The following is a 26,746-nucleotide window of genomic DNA, read 5'->3' as shown; positions in this document are numbered from 1 at the left end:
GGGATTCATCATGAACAAAGATGAGGCCATACCCACGCCTGCTGCTTCATGAAGGCGCGTTCCTTCCTTTTAGCTGTCGCTGCAACGGTGGTGTTGCTGCTAACCACCGCATTGGGCCTGTGGTGGGCGATGGCTCAGCAGAGTCCCCTCAAGATTGTCGGGCAACCCCTCGTCTTGCCACGAGCCGCTCGGTTCGTTCCGAGAAATGCGTCCCTGAGTTTGCATTGGCTTGCTGATCCTGGGCGCATGCCTGCCTATGCCCAGGCCGTGGCTCCGGTGTCACGCCGACGCCAAGCGCGGGACAGCACCCAGCAATTGCGGGATGGAGCCTTTGCTCTAGCGGGCTTGGATTTTGTGGGAGAACTCGCGGATTGGATCGGTCCCCAGGTCAGTTTGTCCTTGTTTGCGCCCGTCTCCGATGCTCCTGCGGGTTGGGTGCTCGCTCTCACCAGCCTTGATCAAGACGGGGCCAAGCGTTTCCTGCAACGCTTTTGGCAAACGCGCAGCTTGGCGGGCACCGATCTGCAAATCAGTCGTTACCGGGGAATGGGGGTGATCAGCGGCCGCGGAGCGCTGCTCGGTCAAGACCCACAGCCCATCGCTACAGCCTTGATCGACGATGACCTGCTCTTAATTGCCTCCGGTCGTGGAGTGCTGGAGCAGTCTTTGGATGTGTCTCAACTGGATGCTTTGCACCAGCTTGGAGACGAAGCTCTCGTGGCTGATTTGCAGCAGCTTGGTCGGGGTGCGGCGCTGCTAACGGCTGATCCTGTCGCGATGGCGACGTGGCTTGGAATACCGCGCTCAATTTCTAATGACGACGACCTGGTTGGTCTGGTTGCAGCACTGGAACCCAAAGGGACTGCTCTCGATCTGGATGCTGTGTTGCGTTTTCGTGAGCCGCTTGGAGGTTCAGGGACTGGCGGCCTGCAGTCGCAATCCTTGATGCGTTCAGCCGGTGGATCAGCCTCTGCCCTGGCTTTGCTCTCGGATCCTGCAGGGCTCCTAAGTCCTCATGATCAGGACCCCGTCGCTCAATGGTTAGCGCCTGTTCTTGAGGAGACTCTCCAAACCCTGGGAGCCGAGGGGGCTTCCGCTGTGGTGGGGTTGGATGCGGGCCCCCTGCTTTGGAAGCAGGGTGAAGAGGGATGGCTATTGGGAACATCCAGTGATCAGCCTGGTTTGGAGGCTGTGGATGCGGACCTCCAAGTCAAGGGGCTCGTGCGCTCAGCCCTGCCGTCTGATGGATCGGCCCTTGAGGTATGGACCCGGCTAGCCCGGCAGCGGCAGCGGGGTGAAGCCTCTCTACAGGCCCAGCTTGCGGTGGCCTTGGAGCGTGAATCTGGTCAAGACTGGTGGGGGCAGACCCTGGATGCTCTGACAACGCGTCAGGATCACTCCGCCCTTGAGCCGCGCTTGGATCAACTACGGGCCTTGCAAGACGATGGGGCGGCGCCTCTGGCACAGCAGTTGGCCTTGGCGACGGAGCCCAGCCGCGCTCAGCTCCAAAAGTGGCGGCCCTGGAGCTTGATTCAGTCGGTGGCCGGCCGACCCCTACTCCCGGCGGTGCAGGAGCTTGCTTTGGCGGTTGGGACCGATCAAGAGGAGGGATCTGGTGAGGAGGGAGCTGGTCAAGCAGGCTCTCACCGCTTGCGTCTCCGTGCCCAGCTGCGGTTTGGTTGACCTATTGCTGTTGCGGCATGGCATCGCGGTTGAGCGCCATCAAGGTACGGATGATTCGGATCGCCCTCTGACCCCTTTGGGCCGCGAGCGTACGTTCAAGGTCTGTTGCCGTCTGCGCGATCTCGGATTGATCTCTGACCGCTTGTACAGCAGCCCTTATCGCCGAGCGCGTGAAACCGCTGAGCTGGCCGTAAAAAGCGGGATGGCTCCTGCGGTTGAGCTCGCTCGTTGTCTTGAGCCCGGCGGGGATTCATGGCCCTTGGTCGAGCGCTTGCAAGGCTCGTGTTTGCTGGTGGGGCATGAGCCTGATTTGAGTCGGCTTGCGGCAGCGTTGATCGGAGCGCCATCCGCTGGCCTGAGGCTGCGTAAAGCGGGGCTTTGCCATCTTCATTGGGACCCCTCCCATCAAGATCCCCGTGGCCTTGCGCAGCTGCAGGGGTTGCTAAGCCCACGTCTGTTATTGCCGGGCTGCGTTTAAGTTGCGATGAGAAGTTGTTGTTGTGGGTGGTGGTGAGTCAGACCGGCGGTACCGAAATCCGGCATGAACGCACGGGGTTGGTGTTCAGGCCTGGTCTGGAGGGCGTCCCCGCCACCCAATCTTCGATTTGCGACATTGACGGCCTCCAGGGGCGTCTCTCCTATCGGGGCTACTCCCTCGATGACCTTGCGGTCCACAGCAGTTTCCTGGAGACCACCTATCTGTTGATCTGGGGTGAACTGCCTACACCGCAGCAATTTCGTGATTTTGAGCACGAAGTGCAGATGCATCGCCGAGTCAGCTTTCGGGTGCGCGACATGATGAAGTGCTTCCCCGCCAACGGGCATCCGATGGATGCGCTGCAATCGAGCGCGGCTTCCTTGGGTCTCTTCTATTCCCGCCGGGCCATCGATGATCCGCAATACATCTATGACGCTGTTGTCAGGCTGATTGCCAAGATTCCAACCATGGTGGCGGCCTTCCAGTTGATCCGAAAAGGCCAGGATCCAATCCAGCCCCGCGACGACCTGGCTTACTCCGCCAACTTTCTGTACATGCTCACGGAGCAAGAGCCCGATCCCCTGGCCTCTCGAATCTTTGATCGCTGTTTGATCCTCCACGCTGAGCACAGCCTCAATGCCAGTACGTTCAGCGCCAGGGTGACGGCGAGCACGCTGACCGACCCCTATGCCGTCGTGGCATCGGCGGTCGGAACGCTGGCGGGCCCTCTCCATGGAGGCGCTAACGAAGATGTTCTGGCGATGTTGGAGGAGATTGGTACTCCGGAACAGGCCGACTCCTACCTCGAGTCAGCCGTGGCGAGCAAACGCAAAGTGATGGGTTTTGGCCATCGCGAGTACAAAGTGAAAGATCCGCGTGCCGTGATCCTTCAGTCCTTGGCTGAGGAGTTGTTTGCTCGATTTGGTCACGACGATCTTTATGACGTGGCCCATGCCCTTGAAACGGCTGCCGCGGTTCGACTCGGCCCCAAGGGGATTTATCCCAACGTTGATTTTTATTCAGGGCTTGTGTACAGGAAACTTGGGATTCCAAGAGATCTGTTCACCCCGGTGTTTGCGATTTCCCGGGTGGCCGGGTGGTTGGCACATTGGAGGGAGCAGCTCGGCGCCAATCGAATTTTTCGCCCTTCTCAGATTTATACCGGCACATCCATGCGTCATTGGGTCCCTGCAGACGAGCGGGTGAATGCCGCGGGCGCTTAAGTTGCATCAATCTGTTCTCTGACCATGGTGACTTCCCTCGCCACCACCGCGCCGGCTCTGGTGAGCCCGGGTCTTGACCTTGAGCAGAGCTTTAGTCAGGCCCTGGAGGGGTTTGGGCTCTCGGCCCAGGCTGCTCGCATGCTCTGGCTTCCCTTCCCGATGTTGCTGGTCCTTGTGGCCGCTGTTGTGGGTGTTCTGGTCACGGTGTGGCTGGAACGAAAGATTTCTGCAGCCGTGCAGCAAAGGGTTGGGCCTGAGTACGCCGGAGCCCTCGGTGTTCTTCAGCCTCTTGCCGATGGGCTCAAGCTGCTCGTCAAGGAAGACATCATTCCGGACCGAGCGGACAGCATTCTTTTCACCCTCGGCCCTGTGCTGGTGGTGGTGCCGGTCATTTTGTCTTGGTTGATCGTGCCCTTCGGTCAGAACCTGTTGATCAGCGATGTGGGCGTTGGCATTTTCCTTTGGATCTCGCTGAGCAGCGTTCAGCCCATTGGTCTTCTGATGAGTGGCTACGCCTCAAACAATAAATATTCGTTGTTGGGAGGTCTTCGTGCGGCAGCCCAATCGATCAGTTATGAGATTCCGCTCGCGTTGGCCGTCCTGGCCGTCGTGATGATGAGCAACTCCTTAAGCACTGTCGATATCGTTAACCAACAAACGGGGGCTGGTGTTCTGAGTTGGAACATCTGGCGTCAGCCGGTTGGCTTCCTGATTTTCTGGATTTGTGCGCTTGCGGAGTGTGAGCGTCTGCCTTTTGACCTCCCAGAAGCTGAGGAAGAGCTAGTTGCTGGCTATCAGACCGAATACTCAGGGATGAAATTTGCCCTCTTCTACCTGGGCAGTTACATCAATCTGGTTCTCTCTGCTCTCCTTGTTTCCATCCTCTATCTAGGTGGTTGGGGCTTCCCGATCCCCGTTGAATGGCTGGCTTCTTGGTTAAACCAGCCGATTGATGCGCCTTTGGTGCAGTTGATCACAGGCACCGTGGGCATTGTGATGACGGTTTTGAAGGCCTATCTGTTGGTCTTCATCGCGATTCTTTTGCGTTGGACCACTCCACGGGTCAGGATCGATCAGCTGTTGGATCTTGGCTGGAAATTCCTGTTGCCTTTGGCCCTGGTCAACCTCCTGGTCACAGCAGCCCTCAAGCTGGCCTTTCCGGTTGCTTTTGGCGGCTGATCTCGTCACTTCCCCTCCCCCGGCGGCATCATGAAAGCCGGGTTTTGATTCCTCGATCGTTCCCTTCCCCGATTCCAAACCATGTTCGGCTTCCTTAAACAGGTTGGTGATTACACCAGGGATGCAGTGGATGCGGCCCGTAATCTCACGCAAGGCCTGTCGGTCACCTTCGACCACATGAAGCGCCGTCCGGTCACGGTGCAGTACCCCTACGAGAAGCTGATCCCGTCGGAGCGGTATCGAGGACGGATTCATTACGAATTCGACAAGTGCATCGCCTGTGAGGTGTGTGTGCGCGTCTGTCCCATCAATCTTCCCGTGGTGGATTGGGTGATGAACAAGGAGACGAAGAAAAAAGAGCTACGCAATTATTCGATTGATTTTGGGGTTTGTATTTTTTGCGGCAACTGCGTGGAGTACTGCCCCACCAATTGCTTGTCGATGACCGAAGAATATGAATTGGCAGCCTTCGATCGCCATAGCCTGAATTACGACAACGTTGCCTTAGGTCGCCTGCCAACCAGTGTGACGACAGATCCATCGGTCCAGCCGTTGCGGGAACTGGTGTATTTGCCCGCTGGGGAAGTTCAGCCCCATGGCGTTTCTCCTGATCGCTCCCGAGCGGGCAAGCTTCCTGAGCAAATCCTTGAGGAGCTCAAGGCCGCTGGATCCAGGAAGGCTGCCGAGGATGGGAGAGAATCATCTTCTTCAGCTTCCAACGAGGAGGAGAGCGCAGGATGACGATCGCCGCGTCAACGCAGCTCATTTGTTTTTTGGCTCTGAGTGCCGTCATCGTCCTGGGAGCCCTCGGCGTGGTGCTCTTGAGCAACATTGTCTATTCAGCCTTCCTCCTAGGCGGTGTGTTTTTGGCAGTGGCAGGTCTCTACCTCCTGCTTAACGCCAGTTTTGTGGCGGCGGCCCAGGTCCTGGTGTATGTGGGTGCCGTCAACGTTTTGATCCTGTTCGCGATCATGCTGGTGAACAAAAAGGAGGATCTGGCTCCGATCCCCGGACTCCCCATACGCCGTCTTCTCTCGGGTGGTGTGTGTGTTGGCCTGTTTGCACTCTTGACCCGTGTTGTGGTCACCACGCCCTGGGCCAAGGGCCCAATGCCGCTTGGAGAGGATGCCACCGTTCGCATCGGTGAACATCTGTTCACCGACTACTTGCTGCCTTTTGAGTTGGCATCTGTTTTATTGTTGATGGCCATGATTGGGGCCATTGTTCTGGCCCGTCGTGACGTTCAATCTGTAGATCCTGTCACTGGCGAAGAGGTCGATCAGGGCCTAATAGAAAAGGCTCGCACTCCTTTATTGACCGACCAGCCTCGTGCCTGAACTCTTTCTCCTTTCTTGTGATGCTCTCTGAGCTGCTTTCTGGTTCTGTTCCTCTCCAAGCCTATCTGCTCTTGGCAGCAGTCCTGTTTTGTACGGGAGTCTGGGGTCTTATTAACAGCCGAAATGCTGTTCGCGTGTTGATGAGCATTGAGTTGATGCTCAATGCAGTGAACATCAACCTGATGGCCTTTTCTTCCTACGTCGATGGCCAACTGATTCGTGGCCAGGTGTTCTCAGTGTTTGTGATCACCGTTGCTGCAGCTGAGGCTGCTGTCGGTTTGGCGATCTTGTTGTCGCTGTACAGGAACAGAGTCACTGTGGACATGGAGCGCTTCAATCTTTTGCGCTGGTAAAGACGTCACGCTGTTATGCGCCTTCAACGGGTCTGGCTGATTTATCGCGCAGATAGCCCACTGGCGCTCAAAGAGGCGCGTCGTTGCGCCGATGAGCTTGAGACGATTGGCGTGACCTGCGTCTTGGCGATGAGTGGCCTGACGGCAGACCCGTTCCCCGGTTTGCTGGCCTCTGAGCCTCGGCTACCGGATTTGGCGGTGGTGCTTGGTGGTGACGGAACCGTGCTCGGTGCTGCCCGACATCTCGCCGTTCTGGATGTCCCGATTTTGAGTTTCAACGTAGGAGGCCATCTTGGCTTTCTCACGCATGATCCCGGTTTGCTTCGGAGTGAAGGGCTCTGGGAGCGCGTGCTGGAGGATCGTTTTGCCTTGGAGCGGCGCATGATGTTGCAGGCGGTGATCCAGCGCATGGGGGATCTGCATGGTTCTGAGGATGAGGAGACCTCTGGAGCAGACGATGGTCTTCCTGACGATCAGGAGATTCACTGGGCACTGAATGACCTCTACCTCAAGCCCTATCACGAAGATTTGTCTCCAACCTGCATTCTTGAAATGGAGATCGATGGAGAGGTTGTGGATCAAGTTCGAGGAGATGGCTTGATTTTGGCCTCGCCTACGGGATCAACGGGTTATGCGATGGCTGCTGGTGGCCCGATTTTGCATCCAGGGATCGATGCGATTGTTGTCAGTCCGATTTGTCCGATGAGTTTGTCAAGTCGCACCGTGGTGCTGCCTCCTCGCTCCAGGGTTGTGATTTGGCCTCTGGGTGATGCCAGTCGTCAGGTGAAACTTTGGAAAGATGGGGCGGCTGGAGAGGTTTTTGGCCCAGGTGAATGCTGCGTGATTCAGCAGGCTGCCCATCACGCGTTGATGGTCCAGCTGGATCAAAGTCCGTCCTATTACCGAACGTTGTCACGCAAACTTCACTGGGCGGGAAGTTTGCTGGATAGTGCTCCCTCCTCAAACTGAGATGGCCCTGGAGATTGAACGGCGATTCCTGGTGACCCATCCCGGATGGCGTCTTGTGGCGGGTCCCCCCCAAGCGCTGCGACAGGGGTATCTGTCCGCCTCGCCCGATGGATTCACCGTTCGCATGCGGTTGCGCGCCGATGGCAAGGCATGGCTGACCTTGAAGGCCCCTGCTGCCGGGATTGCTCGCCATGAATTCGAGTACGACATTCCCGCAACGGATGCGGAAGAGCTTTGGGCACTTGCGCCCCATCGCGTCACGAAAACGCGCTATTCCCTTCAGCAGGGAGGGGGGGATTGGGTCGTTGATTGCTTTGAAGGCAGCAATTCACCGTTAATTCTTGCTGAGGTTGAGCTTGAGGCCCCCGATAGCCCCTTAACGATCCCCGACTGGTGTGGTGTTGAGATCACAGGGGATCCGCGCTGGAGCAATGCAGCACTGGCTTATCAGCCTTTTGCTACCTGGCCTCAGGATTGGATTGACGAATATCGGCTGAAAACCTAAAAATTCTTTTGATTTCCTTTAGATTTGGAGCATGGTTCGCAAGGGGAGACGGCATGCTCGGTCTATATGACTCTGATGGGATCCTGCGTTTCACAGGATTGGATCGTGAAGCCTGCCTCGCTTATGCCAGTTTGTTTGGACTTTCTTTGGCGAGCTGCTCCTTAACGGATATCCCAATCCCTGTCCCTCTTCCGATCAGGACGCGTCGGAGGCATCAGGGGGAAGGGTGCAGCAATTGAAGCCATCTCGGCAAATTTTTCCGTGATCCATCGCCCAGTTCAACAAAGCCACGCGATTTTTTGAGCCGGTTTTTGTGAACACATTGCTCACGTGATTGTCGACCGTACGCTTGCTGATCGTCAGTCGTTCAGCGATCTCTTGATTGGTCAGCCCCTCGGCTACCAGTTCGATGATCTCTATTTCACGGCTGGAGAGGGAAACAGTCATTGAACAGGGCTCCTCACCGATGGCCATTCTTCTTGGACCATGGTTTGCATCTTAAGCAGGTATGGAGAACCTGATCTTCCATAGTGGTTTTCAGTAGCGATCATTCGTTTGCGTTCAGCGCTGCAAAGCAGCCTCGAGGCTGGAGCCGTCACCATTACGGCTGAAGTGATGCCTCCACGAGGTGGAGACCCATCCCATGCTCTCGAGATGGCAAGGGCCCTCAAGGGGTTTGTTCATGCTGTCAATGTCACGGATGGCAGTCGTGCCGTCATGCGGATGAGCAGTCTTGCTGTGGCTCGCCTCCTTCTGGACAAAGGCATCGAGCCCGTGCTGCAGATGGCCTGTCGCGATCGCAATCGCATTGCGATTCAAGCGGATCTGTTGGGTGCCCATGCGCTGGGGATCCGTAATCTTCTTTGCCTCACCGGGGATCCTGTTCGTGCTGGTGATCAGCCCAAGGCCCGTCCCGTGAATGAACTGGAATCTGTGCGCTTGCTGCAGCAGGTCACGGCCTTCAATCGCGGAGATGATCCGGTTAAGGGTGAGCTTGCCGATGGTCCTACCGACATCTTCGCTGGAGCGGCGGCAGATCCCCAATGTGCAAGTTGGTCAGGCTTGGTGCGACGGATGGAGCGAAAAAAAGCCGCAGGAGCGCGTTTTGTTCAGACGCAGATGGTGATGGATGCTGCTGTGTTGGAACGGTTTTGCCGTGAGATCGCAGAGCCCATGGAGCTTCCAGTGCTAGCGGGTGTGTTCTTGTTGAAGTCGGCGCGCAATGCAGCGTTTATCAATCGGATGGTGCCTGGTGCTTGTATTCCCGACAGTCTGATCGCCCGCTTGGAGGCCGCGGCGGACCCGGCGGCAGAAGGCATTCAAATTGCTGCTGAACAGGTTCAGCGATACCTAGGAGTGGCTCAAGGCGTTCATCTGATGGCGATCAAAGCGGAAGAACGCATCCCAGCGATTTTGAAACAGGCTGCCGTCAGCTTGCCTGGGTGAGATCGGTGCCCAGGAGTTCTGCCATCGCTTTCTGTTGAGGAGAGGGCTCCACCAAATCCTGGCGACGGGCATCCGTAATCAACCAATCGAGTGAAGCTTCCTGGAGATCGATGTGATCGCCTTCCTTGTCAACGCAATAGCGGCCAAACACGAGTTTTTCCACCAATTGAACGCCCGCCCCGATCCTTGAGTAATCAAAAATGATCGAGTTATCGATGGTTGCACCTTCGCAGATGTAGCAGCTTGGTCCAATCATCGTGGGACCGATCAAGGTGGCACCATCCTCAATTTTGGTCATTCCGCCGACATAGACCGGGCCTTCAACGTTGATTTTGTCCCAATTGGCCGCCACATTCAGGCCCGTAAACACACCAGGCTTGACCTCTTTCCCAGGAACGCCAACTTGACGAACTTCTCCTTGGAGAACGCTGCGAATGGCTTGCCAGTAATCAGGCACTTTGCCGATGTCGACCCATTCAAAATCCATGGGGAGGGCATAAAACGGAGCTCCTTGCTTCACCAAAGTGGGAAAGAGATCGGCCCCGATGTCGAAGGATTTTCCGGAGGGAATGTGCTCGAAAATCTCAGGCTCGAAGAGATAGATGCCGGTGTTGATCGTGTCGCTTAACGCTTCCTCAACACTGGGTTTCTCTTGAAAGGCTTGGATTTTGCCATCGTCATCACTCACCACAACGCCATAGCTGCTCACCTGGTCTTTGGGGACCGTTTTGGTGACAAGACTGGCCAGTGCGCCTTTGGCGCGGTGACGTCTGACGGCCTCGGTGAGGTCGAGGTCGATGAGGGCATCACCACACAACACCACAAAGGTGTCGTCAAAAAAGGTCTGAAAATCTTGGATTTTTTTGAGACCGCCCGCAGAACCCAGGGCGTCTCCGATCAATTCGCCGTCCTGAATGCTTCCCTCGAAGCTGTAAGCGATTTCGACACCAAAACGCTGACCATCTCGGAAATAGTTTTCGATTTCCTCGGCCAAATGAGACACGTTGACCATGACCTCAGTGAAACCATGCTCTTTGAGCAGCTCCAGCAGGAACTCCATCACCGGTTTCTGCAGGATCGGAATCATGGGTTTCGGGATCACATGCGTGATCGGCTGCACCCGGGTTCCCTTGCCTGCGGCCAGGATCATGGCCTTCATTGACGTACCAAGCTTGAAAACGTAGTCATCAACATAAGAGGGTGATTAGGCGGCAATCGCAGGCAAGGTCGGCGTGATATCTGGCACTTCCAGACTGGTGATCGGCAACTGAGTGATTTCGCCGGCAAGGAGCAGACGCTTTAAACGAATGGGTGCGTGCAGCGAGCCCACTTGCTCTAGCTCGACCTGACTCTGAGAAGACAGAAACAAAAGGGCCCAGAACACTCCAACGCGGTCTGTGTCGAGGTCGGGAGCCGCCGCCTCTGCCCAACGGCTGACAAGAAGCTCAAAATCAACCCAGTGCAAGGCCTGCTCCCATTCTTTCAAGAAAACTCCCAAGGCGGCAGTGGTTTCAGGAAGTTTTTCCCGATGGGCCAAGGCTGCGACCTGGGCAATCGCCTCTCGATTGCTAAAGCGCTTCTGGCGCTGACGCCGGCGCATGTCCAGTTCGTCTGTCTCTAGTTGCTCGGCAATGGTCTCTAGTTGTTCGATCAGTTCCCCAAGCGTGACCGGCCTCCTCAGGGGAGGTGGAGCCACAGGGCGTCTTAAGAGGTGGCGTTCAGGATGGCGCGGCAAATTGAAGCGGGGATCCAGCCAACCCTGTTCCATGAAGTCGGGGTCAAAGGCGTCTTCCACAACCGGGTCTGGTGGGAGGGTGCTGGCTTCAAGCACCTCCGCCTTGAGCCCCACCAGCACGGAAGCAGCAAGAAAGGCTTCGCTGCTTTCTGCCAAATCACGTTCGTAGCTTCCTCCCTGTTGGCCCAGCTGAGCAGCAACCTGTCGGGGAATGTCGATGCGTTGTCTGAGTTGATCTAAAAATCCGTCTACCACTGAGATGACGTCGACATCCCAAGGATCAAGCGTGCCGCTTTGGGCGGCATCCTGGAGAAGACGGATCGCAAGACGGGCGCCGGCATCCGCTTTTGAGGTCAGGCCAGCATCAGACAAAAACAACCTCAATCTGATGGCAAGGTATCGGCCCAATCCGGGGGACGCCAGTCCCCACAGGAGATTCGCTTCCTTCTTCCCGTTAAGCCTTTCCTCTTTAGGAATTGGAATCGATGTCGACGGTGGGATTCGCGTTTGTGGTTGAGGCCGAGTCGCTGTTGCCTGATGGCAGCAGTCCTAACTGGGTCTGCACCGTTGAGCGGTAGCGATCGAGGTCGGTTTCTAATTCTTGAATGCGAACCTGCTGAGCTTCGAATTCAGTGGCTTTGCCCAATCGCTCCACCGTATTGAGCATTCCGCTCCAGCTTGCAAAAAGCCAGGCAGCAGCAGCTCCGATCCCCGCTGCTAAGAGCAGCAGAGCGGCCAGAGGCAAGGTGTAGTGCATCCATGGCAAAACATTCACCGTGGTGGGGCTGGTGTTCTCCAAGGTGAAAAACACCGTGCCGAGGCCGAAGATGAAAATTAAACTGAAATTGATCTGACGCATGGCGAACAGAGTGTGCGACAGGCGTCTGAAAATTAAGGAGCGATTCAGACTCTGAATCGCATTTCCAGAGAAAGGACGAAGATCTTTACGAGACGGGCTGGGACGCTTGTGTCAGTTTTGGTGCCGAGAAGAGCGCTGGCACAAGGGAACTGCTGCGGATGAGAGGCGCTGTGGGTCGTGTGACCCTCTCCATGGCGTCAACATCACGCCTTACAAGAGCTGAGATCGTGTTGCTGTAGCTGTCGGTCATCAGCTTTGGATAGAGCCCGATGCCAATGATTGGAACGAGCAGGCAACCGATGATGTAAACCTCCCTGGGCTCAGCGTCCACAAGATTGGAGTGAGAAACGAGTTCTCTGTTTTCTTTCCCAAAGAAGATCTCTCTCAACATCGACAGCAAATAGATCGGAGTCAGGATCACGCCGATGGCAGCCAGGCCATCAATCACGATTCGGAAGCTGAGGGTGTAGGCCTCATCGGTGGCAAAGCCTGTGAAGACCATCAGTTCGCTCACAAATCCGCTCATCCCAGGCAGGGCAAGGGAGGCGAGGCAGCAAACAGTCCACAGGGCAAACATGATCCGCATTTTTTGGCCAATGCCCCCCATCTCATCCAACTGAAGTGTGTGAGTGCGGTCGTAGGTGGCACCCACGAGGAAGAACAGACTGGCGCCGATCAATCCATGACTAATCATTTGGAGCATGGCTCCACTTGTCCCCAGCTCGCTGAAGCTGCCAATGCCGATGAGCACGAAACCCATATGGCTGATGGAGCTGTAAGCGATCTTGCGTTTGAGATTGCGTTGAGCGAAGGAGGTGAGCGCCGCATAGATGATGTTCACGACTCCCAGCACCACCAGGAGGGGCGCGAATTGGGCATGCGCGACGGGAAGGATTTCGGCGTTAAAGCGCATCAAGGCATAGCCCCCCATCTTGAGCAAAATGCCTGCCAGCAACATGTGAACAGGTGCCGTGGCCTCACCATGGGCATCAGGAAGCCAGGTGTGGAGGGGAACAATCGGTAATTTCACCCCGAAGGCAATCAATAACCCCGCATAACAGAGCAACTCAAATCCAGTGCTGAAACCCTTTTGGGCAAGAACGCTGTATTCAAAGTTGGGCACGCCCCCTCCAAAAAAGCCCATGGCAAGGGCTGCCAAGAGGATGAACAGAGAGCTGCCAGCTGTGTAGAGAATGAACTTGGTGGCCGCGTATTGACGTTTTTTCCCTCCCCAGATGGCCAGCAAGAGATACACCGGAAGGAGCTCCAGTTCCCAGGCGAGGAAGAACAGAAGCATGTCTTGAACAGCGAAGACGGCAATTTGTCCGCCATCCATCGCCAGGATCAGGAAGAAGAACAGCTTGGGCTTAAACGTCACGGGCCAGGCGGCCAAAACCGCCAAGGCTGTGATGAAGCTCGTTAGCAGGATCAGCGGCATGGAGAGGCCGTCGGCCCCAACAGCCCAAGTGAGCCCGAGATTGGGCAGCCAGCTCACCCGTTCCGATAGTTGGAGTCCGCTGTAACTGGGGTCATATCCCGTGAGATAGGCCGCCGCTGTAATGAGGAAGGTGGTGAGGGCAATTCCGAGTGCAAACCAGCGAACCTGTTTGCCATCTCCATCGTCTGGCACGAAGGGAACAATGAAGGCCCCAACGATGGGAAACAGGATCGAAAGGCTCAACCACGGGAAAGTGGCCGGAACGATACCGCTTGAGATGTCGAATGCCGGATCAAAGGGTGCACTTACGGCAAATTCGAGCACGGGACAGGTCTTTCACCACTTTTGGCAGTGTAGAAATCTTGGGCGAATGCGCATCCACTCGATAGGCGTTGACACACATAACCCCCACTCCTGAAGGTTGGAAATCAACGAATCGCTCAGCCCAGAGCGCCGAAGAGAACCACCATGGCAATCACTCCACCGAACACGATCAGGGCATAGAACTGGGCTCGACCCGTTTCGAAGTATTTGAGGCCTTCGCCACTGCCAAGGGTGAGCAAACCGGTGAGATTCACCACACCATCCACAACCTTTGCATCCACTTCCAGGACTTCGCGGGCCAGCTTGCGACTACTGCGTACAAATAATTTCTCGTTGATGGCATCTAAGTACCACTTGTTCGCCAAAAAGGCATTGATGGTTGGGAAGCGAGCTGCCACCAGTTCGCCGAGGTCGATCTTGCGCAGGGCGTAGGCGAGAACGGCCACCGTGAGTCCGGTGACGGAAATCGCAACGGACGCTCCGGCGAGCGGAAGGAAGTCTCCCCAGCTGAAGTGTTCGGCCATTTCCGCAGCCTCTTCGGGATTCAGCAGCCCAGCAAAACGGCTATTCCAGGGGGTGCCGAGCAGGCCGATTAGGGCTGAGGGCACGGCGAGAACCGCTAGGGGAAGGGTCATGGACCAGGGTGACTCGTGGACACTGCCGGCTGCGTGGTGATCGTGACCCTCCTCGACTTGTTTCCCTGCGGCAGCCATGAGCTCCTGCTGCAGAGCAGAGTTATTCCCCCGGAACTCCCCTTCGAAGGTCAGGAAGTAAAGGCGGAACATGTAAAAGGCGGTCATGCCCGCAGTCGCGAAGCCAACAGCCCAGAGCAGCGGGAAACTGTTGAAGGCCTGGCCAAGAATCTCATCCTTGCTCCAGAAGCCAGCCAGGGGTGGGATGCCACTAATGGCAACACACCCGATTAAAAAAGTGATGGCCGTGATCGGCATCTTTTTGCGCAGTCCACCCATCAGCCGCATGTCTTGGGCGAGGACAGGTTCGTGACCCACCACATCTTCCATGGCATGGATCACAGATCCAGATCCAAGGAACAACATCGCCTTGAAGAAGGCATGGGTCACCAGGTGGAACATGCCAGCAACGGGAGCGCCGCACCCCATGGCCAGCATCATGTAACCCAGCTGCGAAACGGTGCTGTAAGCAAGCCCTTTCTTGAGATCCATCTGCGTGAGAGCGATGGAGGCTCCCAAGAAACAGGTGATCGTTCCAATGACGGCGATAAAAGTGCCTACAGCTGGGAATTGGCTGTAGAGGGGTTCCAGCCTGGCGACGAGGAAAACGCCTGCGGCGACCATGGTGGCCGCGTGGATCAAAGCAGAGATCGGTGTGGGCCCCTCCATGGCATCAGGCAACCACACGTGGAGTGGGAATTGGGCCGACTTCGCCATTGGCCCCATAAAGACAAACAGGCAGAGCGCGAGTGCAGCCCATCCAGGCACGACACCACTGCTGACGGCTGCAGATAAGCCATCGGCAATGCCCTGGAATCCGAAGCTTCCAGTGGCCCAATAAAGCCCGAGGATGCCGAGCAGGAGACCGAAGTCGCCAACGCGATTGACGACGAATGCTTTTTGGGCGGCGTGAGCAGCGCCTTCACGGTCGTACCAGAAGCCCACCAAGAGGTAGGAGGCCATCCCCACCAGCTCCCAGAACACATAAATTTCCAGAAGGTTGGGGCTCACCACGAGCCCCAACATGGAACTGCTGAAGATGGCGAGGTAGGTGAAAAAGCGCACATAGCCCTTGTCGTGGGCCATGTAGCCGTGGGAATAAATCATCACCAGCAGCGCCACCGTGGTCACCAAGGCGAGCATCACTGCTGCCAGCGGGTCGACCACGTACCCCATCGGAAGACTGAAATCTCCAGCACTCGCCCAGATGAACAGATGCTCAACGGGGGGCGCTCCACCCAACTGTTCAAACAGAACGGCATAACTAATGACCGCTGCAGCTCCAATGCAGCTGATCAGCAGCAAGGCCACCGGTTTTTTGAGCCGGTTAATGGTGCGATTGAAGCTAATCAGACCAAGACCTGTGATCAATGCCCCAACGAGGGGGAGCACTGGGATCAGCCAGGCAAAATCGGCAGCCGACGGCATCCGAGTGAAGCAGAGTGATTTGAGTGTAGGCAGCTCAGCTCAAAAGCCCTTCAAGAGGTGAGTGAAGGAATGCGATGCCTCCCAATGAAATGAAGCGATGGGCCCACCAGAAAACCCCCACCGCGATCGCGATGCCGAGTTGTGCTGGCCGCAGCAATTCGCTCCAAATCAGGGTCTGACGTCCATCAAGGACAGCGGCGAAAGGCAGCACGGATGTGCTTTGTTTCAGCTTTACGAAGTCGTCACCGAATCGAGCTTGTAAGCGTCGATCTCCATGCCAAACAGCGAACAGGTGATGTCCGATCAGGCCGATGCAGGTCACGACCATGAAGCTGCTGCCGATCCATAGGGCATGGCTAAAGCACCAGAGAACCTGGCCAACGGCTTGAGGGTGACGGCTAATCCGTATGATGCCGCTGGCGTAGAGACGCACTTGCGGTTTCAGGACAGCGGGGATTTCCAGCAGGTTGTATGTGGCTGGATAAAGGAACAGAAAACTAATGGCTGTGAGCACCCAGATCACGGGCACTAAGCCCTCCACGCCTTGAAGATTCCAGAGCCTTATGCCGTCATAGCGATGGGCAAGGAAATAGCCGATGACGACAATCGCGGAAGGAATACTCAAGGCAGCGAATAGCAAGCGCCAGGCCCTGGCCCCAATTTTGGCTTCAGCGCGCGTGCGAAGGGCAGCCCCACCGCTGTGAATCACAGCGAAGACCAAAAGCAGCACCAGCATCACCACGCTGGAGTGATGCCTTCCGCCGCCTAAGAGCTCATCCAAAGAGTTGCTGCATGGAGGGTAATTCTGCCGGGCGGTGGGTTCCTTCCCTATAAAATCTTGGAGCTATCCCTGCCGGGTCGGCTGTCGCATATGGCCGATCTGCCTTTCACACTGGATCAGCTGCGGATTCTCCGCGCCATCGTCAGCGAAGGCAGCTTTAAAAAAGCTGCTGACAGTCTTTATGTGACGCAGCCAGCGGTCAGTTTGCAGATCCAGAACCTGGAGAAGCAGCTTGAGGTGTCCTTGTTTGATCGTGGAGGTCGCAAGGCTCAGCTCACCGAAGCCGGTCACTTGCTGCTGAGCTATTGCGATCGAATTCTGAGTCAATGCCACGAAGCGTGTCGCGCTTTGGATGACTTGCACAACCTGAAGGGGGGATCTCTCGTGGTGGGTGCAAGCCAAACCACGGGGACGTACCTGATGCCCCGAATGATTGGTTTGTTTCGGCAAAAATTCCCAGATGTGGCCGTGCAGCTGCATGTTCACAGCACGAGACGAACCGGTTGGAGCGTGGCGAATGGCCAGATCGATCTCGCCATCATCGGTGGCGAATTACCCGCTGAGTTGAACGAGTCGCTTCAGGTGGTTCCTTACGCCAGTGATGAATTGGCCCTGGTGCTTCCGGTGAAGCACCCCCTGGCTCGCCTGCCTGAATTGAGTAAGGAGGATCTCTATCGCTTGGGATTTGTTTGTTTAGATGCCCAGTCCACCACGCGCAAGATGGTGGATCAGCTGCTGGCGCGTTCTGGTTTGGATGTGCAGAGACTGCGGATTGAGATGGAGCTCAATTCCCTTGAGGCCATCAAAAATGCTGTGCAATCAGGCTTGGGTGCGGCTTTCCTGCCGGTGGTCTCGATTGAGAGGGAGCTCACGGCAGGCAGTTTGCACAAGCCATCCGTGGCGGGCCTTCAGGTGCGGCGCCAATTAAGGCTGATCACCCACCCAGCTCGCTACTGCTCACGGGCGGCAGAGGCGTTTCGGTGTGATGTTTTGCCGGTGTTTGCCAGCGCCGATAGTCCTTTGCGTCAGCCAAGACCTGCGGCTGTAGGGCCAGAGCCCGTGATCACAGATCTTGACGCGCCTTAAAACTGATCAGCTTCTGGGGTGATTCCCACGGTGTCGTCGGCGATTCCCTTGGTGAGAAATTTGTTCTGCGTGATGTCGGTTTGGTAGACGCAGCGAACAACGGGTTTGTCCCGCACGGATCCGATGTAAGCAAAGGTGTTCATCCTTTGTTTGCATTGCCTTTCCTGAGCTGCGGTGACGGCGCCTTCTTTGCGTAATACAGCCCAGTTCTCTCGACGAATCACACAGCCTGGTTGGAGGGTGGGCTGCGTGACGAAGCTGCTGGATGGGTTGAGTGTGGTGTACATCTCAATGTCCATCACAAAGGCGCTAGCTCCCCATTGCCTGCAGAACTCTGGATCGGGCACCGCCATATCCAACTGCTGGCTGCTGGCGATGTTGCCTTGATCTCCCTGGGTGGTGCTTGTCACGGCACTGCCGATACCGATCCCCACCACAAGAACTCCAGCGAGGACAGCAATTCTGGTGGTGTTGAAACGACCGCCTCCATCTCCACCCTCGTTGTTGCCCGGTGGCGGAGGGTTGTACCGACCTCCTCTGCGCTCATCAGGACGACGGGGATTTCCGCCCCGTGGACGGTCGTAGGGGGAGCGGCTCACAGCAGTTCAGGTGTGCGGGGCAGGCCCATGGAGTAGTTCAGAACCCGGCAATCAGGGTTGTAGCTCAGCTGGCCTGCCTGCAGGAGCTGGCGGATGCTTCCCTCTAGTTCCGAGCCGATCCGGCGAAGGTTGTAATCGTTCAGAGGCTGTCCTGAATGGGCAGCAACCAGCTCACGGAAGCGTTGTTGAACCGTCTGAACACAGCTTTCATCCCAAAGGAACTCATTGTCTGGATCAAGGTCGAGAGTGAGCTGATGGGGGTCTGGGACGAGCCGCCCGTCATCCACTCGAGCTGTGAATAGGCGCACGTGGCGAGTGGTGCTCTTCAGCAGGGTGTCGGCCATGGGGCTTGTATTGCGTAAGGACACCGCGCTTGCGGTTGTCGAAGACTTTAGGAAGCGAACCGGGCCGTGATCCTTTTAAGGTTGTCTTCAAATTGTGGTTTGAAGCATGCGTATCGCCATTGCGGGAGCAGGTCTGGCGGGTCTCTCCTGTGCGAAATATCTGGCGGACGCCGGTCATACCCCCATCCTCATGGAAGCCAGGGACGTGCTTGGCGGGAAAGTTGCTGCTTGGAAGGATGAAGACGGCGACTGGTACGAAACGGGTTTGCATATCTTTTTCGGGGCCTATCCGAACATGCTGCAGTTGTTCAAAGAACTGAATATTGAGGACAGGCTCCAATGGAAGAGCCACTCGATGATTTTCAATCAGCCAGAGGAGCCTGGTACTTATAGTCGTTTTGATTTTCCAGACTTACCGGCACCTATTAATGGTGTTGCGGCAATTTTGGGAAACAACGACATGCTGTCTTGGCCAGAAAAAATCAGTTTTGGTCTTGGCCTGGTGCCAGCAATGCTGAGGGGGCAGGGTTATGTGGAAGAGTGCGATAAATATTCATGGACTGAGTGGCTCAAGCTTCACAACATTCCTGAGCGTGTGAATGATGAAGTCTTCATTGCCATGAGCAAGGCTTTGAATTTTATTGATCCTGACGAAATTTCATCCACGGTCTTACTAACAGCTCTCAATCGTTTTTTACAGGAAAAAAATGGCTCTCGGATGGCTTTTCTCGATGGAGCACCTCCAGAACGTCTTTGCGACCCAATTGTGGAACATGTCCAATCGTTAGGCGGTGAAGTTCATCTGGATAGCCCATTGAGAGAGATTAAACTCAACGCTGATGGAAGCGTTGCTGCTTTTCATATTGGAGGAGTAAAGGGGAAGGAAAGTTTTGATCTTGTTGCTGATGCTTACGTGAGCGCACTTCCTGTGGATCCGTTCAAGCTGCTGGTACCAGAGGCATGGCAACAAATGGATGTCTTTCGCAAGTTGGATGGTCTCCGCGGAGTGCCGGTGATCAATATTCATCTCTGGTTTGATCGAAAGCTGACGGACATCGATCATTTGCTGTTCAGCCGTTCACCTCTGCTGAGTGTTTATGCCGATATGAGTATTGCGTGTAAGGAGTATGAGGACCCGGATCGTTCAATGCTTGAGCTTGTCTTTGCACCTGCGAAGGATTGGATTGGCCGGAGTGATGAGGATATTATTGAAGCAACAATGGGCGAACTTAAGAAATTGTTCCCCATGCATTTTGGGACTGACAATCCTGCAAAGCTTCGTAAGTCAAAGGTTGTAAAAACACCTTTGTCTGTCTACAAAACGACGCCTGGCTGTCAGCAGCTTCGACCTGATCAGACGACTCCCATCAAAAACTTCTTTTTGGCAGGTGATTACACGATGCAGCGCTATCTGGCTTCTATGGAGGGTGCTGTGTTGAGCGGCAAACTTTGTGCTGAGGCTGTAGACCGCAAGCATGATCAGCTGTCATCATCTTCTTCTGTCAGCGAGCCGGTCTCGGCCTGAGTCATGACCCTCGCAGCTTCGGATCTCGATGCAGCCTTCGAGGCTTGTCGTTCTGAGACAGCCGAGTGGGCAAAGACGTTTTATTTGGGCACGTTGTTGTTGCCGCTTGAGAAGAGGCGGGCAATTTGGGCCATTTACGTCTGGTGTCGACGGACCGATGAACTCATGGATAGCGAGGAGGCTCAATTACGTCCGGTCGAGGAGCTTGCCGAGCGACTCGATCGTTGGGAAGAAAAAACCAGAGCACTTTTCGACGGCTCTGTTGAAGACAATTTGGATGCGGTGATGCACGACACTTTGCAGCGATATCCGCAGGATATTCAGCCTTACTTAGACATGATTGAAGGGCAGCGCATGGATCTGTCTTGGACCCGCTACCCCACTTTTGAAGATTTAAAGCTCTATTGCTATCGCGTTGCGGGAACCGTTGGCTTGATGACTCAGGGAGTGATGGGTGTTGATGAGGCTTACACCTCAGCTCCATGGAGTGAGTGTCCTGATCCTTCTGACGCAGCCGTTGCCCTGGGGATTGCGAATCAACTCACCAACATTCTTCGTGATGTTGGTGAAGATCGTGCGCGAGGTCGTATCTATCTCCCGCAAGAAGATCTCCGCCACTTTGGAGTCAGTGAAGATGATCTTTTGGCCGGAAAGATCAATGAGGCTTGGATTGAGCTGATGATGTTTCAGCTGGCTCGTGCCAGAGAATGGTTCGTTCGCTCGGAAGCTGGGGTCCGCTGGTTGTCAGCAGACGCGCGCTGGCCTGTTTGGACGTCTCTTCGCCTTTATAGGGGGATTCTCGATGCGATTGAACGCAATAATTATGATGTTTTCAATCGCCGTGCCTTCGTTGGCAAATTGAGCAAAGCTCTTGAACTTCCAAGATGCTTTGTGATCGCTCAGTCTCGCTAAGTGATCACAAAGCTCAAGAAACTCAGACTGATGTCTTCTGGTCTGCCAGCAAATCTTTGAGTTTGGATAGTTCTCCAGCCCAGCGAGGATCGGGTGCTGATTCTGCTTTTGCGTCGCTGTGAACCACCTTGTTGACAGCTTTCCGGGCCGAGCCTGGGGCATTGCCAGGGCCGCCGGGACCGCCTCGACGACCAGCTCCGCCACCTGCGTTGCTCTCTCGTCGTTCAGAGCGTTCTACGCGCAGGGTGTTGCCATTGAAGTCCTTGCCGTTGAATTGCTCGATCAAAGCATCGGCAACTTTTTCGTCGTCAACATTGGCGAACCCAAAGCCACGACAGGCTCCCGTTTCTCGATCGAGCACGGTTTTGAAGCGGATTCCCTCCCCCACGCTGGTGAGTTGGGTCTCCAACTCTTTGGCTTCGAATGTTTGCGGCAAGTTGCCGATGTAAAGACGCACGCTCATGAGACGGGGGGGGAGAGAGAGAAGAAAACTGCCTATCAGGCCGATCGCTGTCGTTAAGGCAAGTCAGTTAATCACAGCGGCCTGTTAATCCAGTCGCGTGCGCGCTGAATGGCTTCGGCTTCGCTGCCAATCCGCCCGAAGGCCCGTTCAAGGCAAAGATGATGAATCAGCTCCCCCAGCTCGGGGCCTGGACGCAAGCCAAGTTCCGCCTGCAACGCTCGACCATTCAGGGGTGCACTGGGATGGAACAGGGTGTCCTCCTGGTCACGCCAGCGACTGAGCCATTCCTTTTGACGCTCCAACGGCCAGGCCAATGTGAAGGCCGGGAGATCCTCTTCAAGCTCTTGATGCAGTTTTAAGCGCTCCTGCTCTTCCAGGGTGTCAGCGCTTTGTTGTTGATCTCTCAACCACCAGGTTCTCAGTCGCAAGCAGCGTTGGATTTGCTTCCGGCTAAACCGCAAATCGCGCAAGCCTTGATCACTCAGTAACTGCGTTAAGCGCGCTAGCGGCAGGGCGAGTTGTTGTTCTTCTGTTGTTAAAGCGCGTGTGTTGAACGTTTTTGGCGATTGATCGGAACACCATGGCGCGATCAATTGCAAAGAGTGCAGCAAGCTGATCGCTTGATCGGCATTGTTGGCTTGAACAAGCTTCAGCAGCTCCGCTTGTATCCGTTCTGGTGCCACCTTGGGCAATTGCTGACGATGGCGCGCGATCATCTCGAGTGTTGCCTCGTCGATCCTCATCGAGAGCTCGGCGGCCAGTCTTGGAGCTCTCAGCAACCGCAGGGGATCATCCAGCAGGTTCTGTTCGTGAACGGCAGCAATGCGTTGATCGCGTAGATCCGCAAGTCCACCGCTGGGATCCAACAGTTTTGGTTCCGTCGTGAGGGTGAGAGCAATGGCGTTAATTCGATAGTCCCTTCGCAATAGATCAGCGGTGAGATCATCACCGTCCTGTCTTGCAAGATCGATGGTCCAACTTCCTAGAACCAGGCGGGCCATGTCCCTGTCTCGATCAAGCACCACACAGGCGCCTCCAAACTCTTGAGAGAGTTTTTGGACCAGTTCCAGCGCATCGTCCGGAACCACCATGTCGAGATCTGGATGCTCCGTTAAACGGTTAAGCAATCCGTCACGGACGGCTCCGCCCACCAGCACTGTTCCTGCGGGGAAGCGATCGAGAGGGATCGGCCAGCGTTGTGGCTGCAGCCGTGTCATGAGTTGACCTGCCATCTGGCCGGCATCCCCCTCCAGAATGGAGTCCTCTGCAGAGGTGGGGTGCATGTGCATCTGCGTGGATTGCCGCTGGGTGGATCGTTGTCAGGCCTATCACGCGGTGGAGCGGCAGCATGGTGTGGCTCATCTCAATGACAAGCCTGACGTGTGTCCTGAAGAACCTCGCATTCATATCAGTCTTCATGACCTGAACGAGGGTGGTGTTGGCGTGGAATGGGATGTGCGCGCTTGCACGAGCTTTGAGGCTGATTACGGACGATGGCAGCGGTTGCGCCCTGAGCAGGAGTTGCCTCGATGAGCCGTTGGCTGTTGGCTTTGCATAGTTCGAGCGAAACCCTTGGTCTTGCCGTTTGCGACGCTGAAAACCCTGCTGGGGGGACTCGCATCCTGTCTCGCTCGATGGGACGTCAGCTCACCAATGGTTTGATTTCTGCTGTTGAGGAGCTGCTCCCAAGAGCGGAATGGGCTTCGATTGGCCGTTTGGCTGTGAGCACAGGTCCTGGAGGGTTCACGGGAACTCGCTTGACCGTGGTCATGGCACGCACCCTGGCCCAGCAGTTGGGGTGCCCTTTGCACGGTGAGAGCAGTTTCGCTTTGATGGCCCCACGGTTATCCGTGGCCTTGCCGGCCAGTCAGGCTTTGGAGCCCTTCTCGATCGTGCAGACCCTTCCCCGTCGTGGTCGAGTGGCGGGTCGCTACCGCCTACTCTCTGGCTCCATTCCGGTGGAAGAGCTGGAACGTCCTCGTTTGCTCAGCGAGGACGAGGACCCCTCTCCAGCTCTCAGCATGGAGCTGGATGTTGCGTCGGATGTGCAGCATCTGCTCCAGCGTTGTTGTCACTGGGAGCAGGAGGCCGCTCCAGGGCCCTGGGAGCTTGTGCTGCCCATTTACCCCACGTCTCCGGTGGGACCTGTCTGATGGCCCGAGGCTGGCGTTCCACGTTTGTGATCCTTGCGGCTCTGGCGTGGGCAAGCACTGCAGGCCCCTTAAGGCCGTTTCGTCAGGCCCTCACCACCGTGCAGCCTCCTCAACGGATTCTCGTGCTGGGCGGAGACCTCGATCGCGAAAGGGTGGGACTGCGCTTGGCTCAGCAATTGTCTTTGCCCCTGGTTGTCAGTGGTGGCAGCAATCCGGAGTACGCACAGTGGCTCGTTAGGGATGCGGGGATGGATCAGGGCCGTGTCTTGCTGGATTACAGAGCTAAAGACACCTTCAGTAACTTCACCTCTTTGGTCGACGACTTGAAACGCGACGGTGTGCGGCACGTTTATTTGGTGACGAGTGAAGATCATTTGCCCCGCGCCATGACCGTGGGACGGCTTGTGGCAGGAAGCCGGGGGATTCGCTTAACGGGAGTGCCTGTGGCCTGTCAGCCCTCTTGTCGTGAGGAGACGTGGGGCAAGCGTTTGGGTGATGGCATTCGGGCGCTGACTTGGGTCATCACAGGTCGGGACCTCAAGCCTTGGGCGCTACGGAATTGGCCTCAAGGCTTCCCGACGCCTTGATCGATCAAGGCGTTGATGCGCTGCTGAAGCTCCCGGGTGGTGGCCTCTAGATCTGGCTTCCTGCGTCCTGTAGGAGCAGGGATTGGCTCTCCGATGCGAAGTTCAACAGGAACGAGTCTTGGCCAGCTTCTCCCCGCGCCTAGGGCGCGATGGCTATTGATGATGGCCACCGGGAGAAGGGGGGCTCCGCTGCGCGCTGCAAGGAGGGCTGCGCCTGGTCTTGGTTCATTCACGCGGCCGTCCGTTTGACGGGTGCCATCCAGAAAGACACCAATGGCCCAGCCTTCTTCCAGCCGAGCTGTTGCTGTACGAATTGCCTCTCGATCACTGGCACCCCGTTTCACCGGATACGCACCGCAGGCCCGAATCAGGGCCCCCAAGATTGGAATCCGGAAGAGCTCTGCCTTGGCCATAAAGGCCACAGGACGGCCCAAGGCGTGGCCAAGCAACGGTGGATCGAGATGGGAGCCATGATTCGCAACCACCACCAATGGCCCCTGAAGGGGCACCAAAGCGTTGCCGCTCGTGCGACCTTTTAAGAGTCCTCGAAAGACAGGAAAAACCAGCAAGTAGCTAACGAGTTGGTAGACCAGGCTGGGTTTAGGCGTGATGGATGTCACAACAGCCGAGCTGTCGTCCGTGGTCGGCACAAGGCGAGACATGGCTTTTTAGAGACCCAAATCAGCGGAGCTCGAGAGCTGGGCAGTTGTGACACCCGTCATGGACCTTTTAGCCAAGCCACTGAGCACTTTCCCTGGCCCGATCTCGATCAAAGTGTCGACTCCCGCTGAGTTCAGCGACTCCATGGTTTCTCTCCAGCGAACGCCCGTGGTCATTTGCTGAGACAAGCGCTGCTTCAGTTGACCGGCGTCGCTGCAGGGGGTGGGATCGGTATTGCTCAGCACGGGGACGCGAGCATCTTCGAAAGGCAGGCCCTCCAGATGGTCCTTGAAGGCTGCAGCCGCTTCTGCCATCAGGGGCGAGTGGAAGGCCCCGGAGACGGCGAGGGGAATCGCGCGCTTGCAGGTGAGTTGCTCACTCACGCTTTTGACAGCGTCCGGTGTCCCTGAGATCACCACCTGCGCAGCGCTGTTGTCATTGGCGATCACCACGCCGGCCGTGCTGTTGACAAGGCTTTCAAGCTGATCGCGGTCAAAGCCGATGACGGCAGTCATCGCTCCGCCTTCAGCGGCTGCCATCAGCTCTGAGCGCCGCTGCATCAACGCAAGGCCTGTGGTCACATCAAAGACACCAGCGGCATACAGGGCCACCAGTTCTCCGAGGCTATGGCCAGCGACAAATGCGGGCTCGCGCTCTTGCCTGCGGAGTTCATCCACAATCAGGCTTTCAACGACGAAGAGCGCTGGTTGCGTGTTGCTGGTGTCGTTGAGATCGGCTGGATCAGCGTCCCCATCGGGTTCTCCTTGGCAGATCGCCAGCAAATCTCGGCCAAGCAGACGGGAGGCGAGTGCAAATCGTTCTTCCGCTCCTGGAAGGGTCAGCACGGGCGCAGCCATGCCCGACTTCTGAGACCCCTGTCCGGGGAACACCCAGGCGATCGTCATCGGTTGGCAGGTAAAGATGGCTGGGAGCCTAAGCGGGACCTTGCCAACGCAACAATGCGGCTCCCCAACTGAGGCCAGCGCCAAAGCCACTACTGGCCAGTAGGTGACCAGGGGCTACGCGCCCGTCGCGCACAGCTTCATCAAGCATGAGCGGGATCGTGGAGGCAGAGGTGTTGCCGTAGTTCGCCAAGTTGCTCAAGACCTTGGAGTGAGGGATGGAAAATCGATCCGCCACGGCATCCAAAATGCGCTGGTTGGCTTGATGGAGCAGCAGCCAGTCCAGCTGCTCTGGGGTTGTGGATGTTTGTTCTAGAAGCTCCTTGAGGATGGCTGGCACTTCGCGCACGGCAAATTTGTACACCTCTTGTCCATTCATCTGAATCGGTAGATAGCCCCCGCATTGATGGCGCGTGGTGTTGACCAGGGGAAGACTGGTGGGGATCTGGGGCAAGGTCAGGGAATGGCCGCGGCTGCCATCGCTGCGCAGCCGAAAACCCAACAAGCCGTCCGCTTCTGCAGAAGTGGCTTCGAGGGCAACGGCGCCAGCCCCGTCACCAAACAGCACACAGGTGCTTCTGTCGTCCCAGTCGACAAATCGGCTCAACTGGTCGGCGCCGATCACCAGCACCCGTTGCATGGCGCCAGTGCGCAGATACTGGGCGGCTGTCACGAGCGCGAATAGAAAGCCGCTGCAGGCCGCCGTGAGGTCAAAGGCCACGGCATTGTGCGCTTTCAATCCGGCCTGAACCCTTGGTGCTGATCCAAAGAGGTCGTCAGGGGTGGAGGTGGCCAATAACACCATGTCGAGGGTGTCTGGCTCCCAGTGGGCCATCTCCAGGGCCTTTGCCCCAGCACGGATCGCCAGGTCGTTTAGCGACTCATCCGGAGTGCTGACACGCCGAGACTGAATTCCGGTGCGGGTGCGAATCCATTCATCGCTGGTCTGCACCCGCTCGCTGAGGTCAGCATTGCTGATGGTTTGGTTCGCCTGGGCGCTGCCACTTGCGACCAGAGCCATGCCACGGAAGGGTGGGGGAGATCCAGCCAATGTGGAAGCGCTGTGAGTGGCGTCAGTCAATCAC

Annotated in this window: 30 protein-coding genes; 16 read left to right on the top strand and 14 right to left on the bottom strand. The window is 56.5% G+C overall.

The window, feature by feature from the left end:
- The first annotated feature begins 48 nt into the window (after positions 1-48).
- The 9 genes from SYN8016DRAFT_RS08775 (at position 49) to SYN8016DRAFT_RS08735 (ending at position 7,727) form a co-directional block, all read left to right on the top strand.
- On the top strand, positions 49-1,683 hold the full coding sequence (locus SYN8016DRAFT_RS08775) for a DUF3352 domain-containing protein (RefSeq protein ID WP_006854007.1): 1,635 nt from the start codon (positions 49-51) through the stop codon (positions 1,681-1,683).
- Entirely contained in the window at positions 1,661-2,161 is a 501-nt protein-coding gene (locus SYN8016DRAFT_RS08770; protein WP_006854006.1) for a histidine phosphatase family protein, read from the top strand. The genes SYN8016DRAFT_RS08775 and SYN8016DRAFT_RS08770 overlap by 23 nt, the downstream gene beginning before the upstream one ends.
- Positions 2,162-2,187: 26 nt before the next feature.
- Positions 2,188-3,384, top strand: a complete 1,197-nt coding sequence (locus tag SYN8016DRAFT_RS08765; protein WP_006854005.1) for a citrate synthase — start codon at positions 2,188-2,190, stop codon at positions 3,382-3,384.
- Positions 3,385-3,444: 60 nt separating this feature from the next.
- Positions 3,445-4,563 carry an NADH-quinone oxidoreductase subunit NuoH gene (nuoH, locus tag SYN8016DRAFT_RS08760; protein WP_170952871.1) on the top strand — a complete coding sequence of 373 codons (1,119 nt, stop codon included), beginning with the start codon at positions 3,445-3,447 and terminating at the stop codon, positions 4,561-4,563.
- Positions 4,564-4,644: 81 nt separating this feature from the next.
- The gene (gene ndhI, locus SYN8016DRAFT_RS08755) at positions 4,645-5,304 is read left to right on the top strand and encodes an NAD(P)H-quinone oxidoreductase subunit I (RefSeq protein ID WP_006854003.1); all 660 of its coding nucleotides are present in this window, start codon (positions 4,645-4,647) and stop codon (positions 5,302-5,304) included.
- Positions 5,301-5,900, top strand: a complete 600-nt coding sequence (locus tag SYN8016DRAFT_RS08750) for an NADH-quinone oxidoreductase subunit J (RefSeq protein WP_006854002.1) — start codon at positions 5,301-5,303, stop codon at positions 5,898-5,900. Before ndhI ends, SYN8016DRAFT_RS08750 begins: the two co-directional genes overlap by 4 nt.
- A 20-nt stretch (positions 5,901-5,920) precedes the next feature.
- Entirely contained in the window at positions 5,921-6,253 is a 333-nt protein-coding gene (gene nuoK / locus SYN8016DRAFT_RS08745) for an NADH-quinone oxidoreductase subunit NuoK (protein WP_006854001.1), read from the top strand.
- A 15-nt stretch (positions 6,254-6,268) separates the two neighbouring features.
- Positions 6,269-7,222: an NAD(+) kinase gene (locus SYN8016DRAFT_RS08740; RefSeq protein ID WP_006854000.1), complete on the top strand. Its 954-nt coding sequence runs from the start codon at positions 6,269-6,271 to the stop codon at positions 7,220-7,222.
- A 1-nt stretch (position 7,223) separates the two neighbouring features.
- A complete protein-coding gene (locus tag SYN8016DRAFT_RS08735; RefSeq protein ID WP_006853999.1) occupies positions 7,224-7,727 on the top strand; it encodes a CYTH domain-containing protein in 504 nt (167 codons plus the stop codon).
- A gap of 195 nt (positions 7,728-7,922) precedes the next feature.
- Here SYN8016DRAFT_RS08735 and SYN8016DRAFT_RS08730 read toward each other — a convergent pair whose 3' ends face one another.
- Positions 7,923-8,201 (bottom strand): helix-turn-helix transcriptional regulator, encoded by a 279-nt coding sequence (locus SYN8016DRAFT_RS08730; RefSeq protein ID WP_006853997.1) that lies wholly within the window; start codon positions 8,199-8,201, stop codon positions 7,923-7,925.
- Between the two features lie 81 nt (positions 8,202-8,282).
- Here SYN8016DRAFT_RS08730 and SYN8016DRAFT_RS08725 point away from each other — a divergent pair, with 81 nt between their 5' ends.
- Positions 8,283-9,173, top strand: a complete 891-nt coding sequence (locus tag SYN8016DRAFT_RS08725) for a methylenetetrahydrofolate reductase (RefSeq protein ID WP_173362178.1) — start codon at positions 8,283-8,285, stop codon at positions 9,171-9,173.
- Here SYN8016DRAFT_RS08725 and SYN8016DRAFT_RS08720 read toward each other — a convergent pair.
- The 6 genes from SYN8016DRAFT_RS08720 to SYN8016DRAFT_RS08695 all read right to left on the bottom strand — a co-directional run bounded on the left by SYN8016DRAFT_RS08720 (position 9,157) and on the right by SYN8016DRAFT_RS08695 (position 16,385).
- Positions 9,157-10,332 carry an NDP-sugar synthase gene (locus SYN8016DRAFT_RS08720; RefSeq protein WP_006853995.1) on the bottom strand — a complete coding sequence of 392 codons (1,176 nt, stop codon included), beginning with the start codon at positions 10,330-10,332 and terminating at the stop codon, positions 9,157-9,159. The two genes, SYN8016DRAFT_RS08725 and SYN8016DRAFT_RS08720, sit on opposite strands and share 17 nt — an antisense overlap.
- A 45-nt stretch (positions 10,333-10,377) precedes the next feature.
- Positions 10,378-11,280 (bottom strand): segregation/condensation protein A, encoded by a 903-nt coding sequence (locus tag SYN8016DRAFT_RS08715; RefSeq protein WP_038014301.1) that lies wholly within the window; start codon positions 11,278-11,280, stop codon positions 10,378-10,380.
- A 97-nt stretch (positions 11,281-11,377) separates the two neighbouring features.
- A complete protein-coding gene (locus SYN8016DRAFT_RS08710) occupies positions 11,378-11,767 on the bottom strand; it encodes a lipopolysaccharide assembly protein LapA domain-containing protein (RefSeq protein ID WP_006853993.1) in 390 nt (129 codons plus the stop codon).
- Positions 11,768-11,852: 85 nt separating this feature from the next.
- Entirely contained in the window at positions 11,853-13,529 is a 1,677-nt protein-coding gene (locus SYN8016DRAFT_RS08705) for an NAD(P)H-quinone oxidoreductase subunit 4 (RefSeq protein ID WP_006853992.1), read from the bottom strand.
- 116 nt (positions 13,530-13,645) lie between these two features.
- Positions 13,646-15,649: an NAD(P)H-quinone oxidoreductase subunit 5 gene (locus SYN8016DRAFT_RS08700; protein ID WP_006853991.1), complete on the bottom strand. Its 2,004-nt coding sequence runs from the start codon at positions 15,647-15,649 to the stop codon at positions 13,646-13,648.
- Positions 15,650-15,683: 34 nt separating this feature from the next.
- Positions 15,684-16,385, bottom strand: a complete 702-nt coding sequence (locus SYN8016DRAFT_RS08695) for an NnrU family protein (RefSeq protein WP_006853990.1) — start codon at positions 16,383-16,385, stop codon at positions 15,684-15,686.
- A gap of 135 nt (positions 16,386-16,520) precedes the next feature.
- Between SYN8016DRAFT_RS08695 and SYN8016DRAFT_RS08690 the strand changes: the two genes are divergently transcribed.
- The gene (locus SYN8016DRAFT_RS08690; RefSeq protein WP_006853989.1) at positions 16,521-17,516 is read left to right on the top strand and encodes a LysR family transcriptional regulator; all 996 of its coding nucleotides are present in this window, start codon (positions 16,521-16,523) and stop codon (positions 17,514-17,516) included.
- Here the strand turns inward: SYN8016DRAFT_RS08690 and SYN8016DRAFT_RS08685 are convergent.
- Positions 17,513-18,115, bottom strand: a complete 603-nt coding sequence (locus SYN8016DRAFT_RS08685) for a DUF3172 domain-containing protein (RefSeq protein WP_006853988.1) — start codon at positions 18,113-18,115, stop codon at positions 17,513-17,515. The genes SYN8016DRAFT_RS08690 and SYN8016DRAFT_RS08685 overlap by 4 nt on opposite strands.
- Positions 18,112-18,459, bottom strand: a complete 348-nt coding sequence (locus SYN8016DRAFT_RS08680) for an NAD(P)H-quinone oxidoreductase subunit M (RefSeq protein ID WP_006853987.1) — start codon at positions 18,457-18,459, stop codon at positions 18,112-18,114. Before SYN8016DRAFT_RS08680 ends, SYN8016DRAFT_RS08685 begins: the two co-directional genes overlap by 4 nt.
- A gap of 106 nt (positions 18,460-18,565) precedes the next feature.
- Here SYN8016DRAFT_RS08680 and pds point away from each other — a divergent pair, with 106 nt between their 5' ends.
- On the top strand, positions 18,566-19,984 hold the full coding sequence (gene pds, locus SYN8016DRAFT_RS08675; protein ID WP_006853986.1) for a 15-cis-phytoene desaturase: 1,419 nt from the start codon (positions 18,566-18,568) through the stop codon (positions 19,982-19,984).
- A gap of 3 nt (positions 19,985-19,987) precedes the next feature.
- Positions 19,988-20,896, top strand: a complete 909-nt coding sequence (locus SYN8016DRAFT_RS08670) for a phytoene synthase (protein WP_006853985.1) — start codon at positions 19,988-19,990, stop codon at positions 20,894-20,896.
- 22 nt (positions 20,897-20,918) lie between these two features.
- Here SYN8016DRAFT_RS08670 and SYN8016DRAFT_RS08665 read toward each other — a convergent pair whose 3' ends face one another.
- Both SYN8016DRAFT_RS08665 and SYN8016DRAFT_RS08660 read right to left on the bottom strand, forming a co-directional pair.
- Positions 20,919-21,359 (bottom strand): RNA-binding protein, encoded by a 441-nt coding sequence (locus SYN8016DRAFT_RS08665; protein ID WP_006853984.1) that lies wholly within the window; start codon positions 21,357-21,359, stop codon positions 20,919-20,921.
- 71 nt (positions 21,360-21,430) lie between these two features.
- The gene (locus SYN8016DRAFT_RS08660; protein WP_006853983.1) at positions 21,431-22,648 is read right to left on the bottom strand and encodes a CCA tRNA nucleotidyltransferase; all 1,218 of its coding nucleotides are present in this window, start codon (positions 22,646-22,648) and stop codon (positions 21,431-21,433) included.
- Here SYN8016DRAFT_RS08660 and SYN8016DRAFT_RS08655 point away from each other — a divergent pair.
- From SYN8016DRAFT_RS08655 to SYN8016DRAFT_RS08645, 3 genes are read left to right on the top strand one after another with little or no spacing between them, the layout of a single operon-like run.
- Complete coding sequence (locus tag SYN8016DRAFT_RS08655) at positions 22,641-22,892, top strand: Ycf34 family protein (protein ID WP_038014214.1); 252 nt, start codon at positions 22,641-22,643, stop codon at positions 22,890-22,892. The genes SYN8016DRAFT_RS08660 and SYN8016DRAFT_RS08655 overlap by 8 nt on opposite strands.
- On the top strand, positions 22,889-23,512 hold the full coding sequence (gene tsaB, locus SYN8016DRAFT_RS08650) for a tRNA (adenosine(37)-N6)-threonylcarbamoyltransferase complex dimerization subunit type 1 TsaB (protein ID WP_006853981.1): 624 nt from the start codon (positions 22,889-22,891) through the stop codon (positions 23,510-23,512). Before SYN8016DRAFT_RS08655 ends, tsaB begins: the two co-directional genes overlap by 4 nt.
- Entirely contained in the window at positions 23,512-24,099 is a 588-nt protein-coding gene (locus tag SYN8016DRAFT_RS08645; RefSeq protein ID WP_006853980.1) for a YdcF family protein, read from the top strand. Before tsaB ends, SYN8016DRAFT_RS08645 begins: the two co-directional genes overlap by 1 nt.
- On the opposite strand, the gene SYN8016DRAFT_RS08640 is transcribed toward SYN8016DRAFT_RS08645, so the two are convergent.
- Genes SYN8016DRAFT_RS08640 through SYN8016DRAFT_RS08630 form a run of 3 tightly spaced genes read right to left on the bottom strand, consistent with a single transcriptional unit; the run spans position 24,078 to position 26,682 of the window.
- Complete coding sequence (locus SYN8016DRAFT_RS08640; protein WP_006853979.1) at positions 24,078-24,761, bottom strand: 1-acyl-sn-glycerol-3-phosphate acyltransferase; 684 nt, start codon at positions 24,759-24,761, stop codon at positions 24,078-24,080. The genes SYN8016DRAFT_RS08645 and SYN8016DRAFT_RS08640 overlap by 22 nt on opposite strands.
- A 6-nt stretch (positions 24,762-24,767) precedes the next feature.
- Positions 24,768-25,664 carry an ACP S-malonyltransferase gene (gene fabD, locus SYN8016DRAFT_RS08635; RefSeq protein ID WP_006853978.1) on the bottom strand — a complete coding sequence of 299 codons (897 nt, stop codon included), beginning with the start codon at positions 25,662-25,664 and terminating at the stop codon, positions 24,768-24,770.
- 28 nt (positions 25,665-25,692) lie between these two features.
- Entirely contained in the window at positions 25,693-26,682 is a 990-nt protein-coding gene (locus SYN8016DRAFT_RS08630) for a beta-ketoacyl-ACP synthase III (protein WP_006853977.1), read from the bottom strand.
- Positions 26,683-26,746 lie beyond the last annotated feature (64 nt).

The organism is Synechococcus sp. WH 8016, assembly GCF_000230675.1.
Classification (GTDB): Bacteria; Cyanobacteriota; Cyanobacteriia; order PCC-6307; family Cyanobiaceae; genus Synechococcus_C.
The sequence above is the reverse complement of the archived record's forward strand: the minus strand, read 5'-3'. Positions and strand labels throughout refer to the sequence as shown.

Excerpts from the sequence above, each read along its gene's own strand:
- SYN8016DRAFT_RS08775 (WP_006854007.1), top strand. The coding sequence starts at position 49 with ATGAAGGCGCGTTCCTTCCTTTTAGCTGTCGCTGCAACGGTGGTGTTG.
- ndhI (WP_006854003.1), top strand. The coding sequence starts at position 4,645 with ATGTTCGGCTTCCTTAAACAGGTTGGTGATTACACCAGGGATGCAGTG.
- SYN8016DRAFT_RS08750 (WP_006854002.1), top strand. The coding sequence starts at position 5,301 with ATGACGATCGCCGCGTCAACGCAGCTCATTTGTTTTTTGGCTCTGAGT.
- nuoK (WP_006854001.1), top strand. The coding sequence starts at position 5,921 with ATGCTCTCTGAGCTGCTTTCTGGTTCTGTTCCTCTCCAAGCCTATCTG.
- SYN8016DRAFT_RS08740 (WP_006854000.1), top strand. The coding sequence starts at position 6,269 with ATGCGCCTTCAACGGGTCTGGCTGATTTATCGCGCAGATAGCCCACTG.
- SYN8016DRAFT_RS08735 (WP_006853999.1), top strand. The coding sequence starts at position 7,224 with ATGGCCCTGGAGATTGAACGGCGATTCCTGGTGACCCATCCCGGATGG.
- SYN8016DRAFT_RS08730 (WP_006853997.1), bottom strand. The coding sequence starts at position 8,201 with ATGGCCATCGGTGAGGAGCCCTGTTCAATGACTGTTTCCCTCTCCAGC.
- SYN8016DRAFT_RS08720 (WP_006853995.1), bottom strand. The coding sequence starts at position 10,332 with ATGAAGGCCATGATCCTGGCCGCAGGCAAGGGAACCCGGGTGCAGCCG.
- SYN8016DRAFT_RS08710 (WP_006853993.1), bottom strand. The coding sequence starts at position 11,767 with ATGCGTCAGATCAATTTCAGTTTAATTTTCATCTTCGGCCTCGGCACG.
- SYN8016DRAFT_RS08700 (WP_006853991.1), bottom strand. The coding sequence starts at position 15,649 with ATGCCGTCGGCTGCCGATTTTGCCTGGCTGATCCCAGTGCTCCCCCTC.
- SYN8016DRAFT_RS08695 (WP_006853990.1), bottom strand. The coding sequence starts at position 16,385 with ATGCTGGTGCTGCTTTTGGTCTTCGCTGTGATTCACAGCGGTGGGGCT.
- SYN8016DRAFT_RS08690 (WP_006853989.1), top strand. The coding sequence starts at position 16,521 with ATGGCCGATCTGCCTTTCACACTGGATCAGCTGCGGATTCTCCGCGCC.
- SYN8016DRAFT_RS08680 (WP_006853987.1), bottom strand. The coding sequence starts at position 18,459 with ATGGCCGACACCCTGCTGAAGAGCACCACTCGCCACGTGCGCCTATTC.
- pds (WP_006853986.1), top strand. The coding sequence starts at position 18,566 with ATGCGTATCGCCATTGCGGGAGCAGGTCTGGCGGGTCTCTCCTGTGCG.
- SYN8016DRAFT_RS08670 (WP_006853985.1), top strand. The coding sequence starts at position 19,988 with ATGACCCTCGCAGCTTCGGATCTCGATGCAGCCTTCGAGGCTTGTCGT.
- SYN8016DRAFT_RS08665 (WP_006853984.1), bottom strand. The coding sequence starts at position 21,359 with ATGAGCGTGCGTCTTTACATCGGCAACTTGCCGCAAACATTCGAAGCC.
- SYN8016DRAFT_RS08655 (WP_038014214.1), top strand. The coding sequence starts at position 22,641 with ATGTGCATCTGCGTGGATTGCCGCTGGGTGGATCGTTGTCAGGCCTAT.
- SYN8016DRAFT_RS08660 (WP_006853983.1), bottom strand. The coding sequence starts at position 22,648 with ATGCACATGCACCCCACCTCTGCAGAGGACTCCATTCTGGAGGGGGAT.
- tsaB (WP_006853981.1), top strand. The coding sequence starts at position 22,889 with ATGAGCCGTTGGCTGTTGGCTTTGCATAGTTCGAGCGAAACCCTTGGT.
- SYN8016DRAFT_RS08645 (WP_006853980.1), top strand. The coding sequence starts at position 23,512 with ATGGCCCGAGGCTGGCGTTCCACGTTTGTGATCCTTGCGGCTCTGGCG.
- SYN8016DRAFT_RS08640 (WP_006853979.1), bottom strand. The coding sequence starts at position 24,761 with ATGTCTCGCCTTGTGCCGACCACGGACGACAGCTCGGCTGTTGTGACA.
- fabD (WP_006853978.1), bottom strand. The coding sequence starts at position 25,664 with ATGACGATCGCCTGGGTGTTCCCCGGACAGGGGTCTCAGAAGTCGGGC.
- SYN8016DRAFT_RS08630 (WP_006853977.1), bottom strand. The coding sequence starts at position 26,682 with ATGGCTCTGGTCGCAAGTGGCAGCGCCCAGGCGAACCAAACCATCAGC.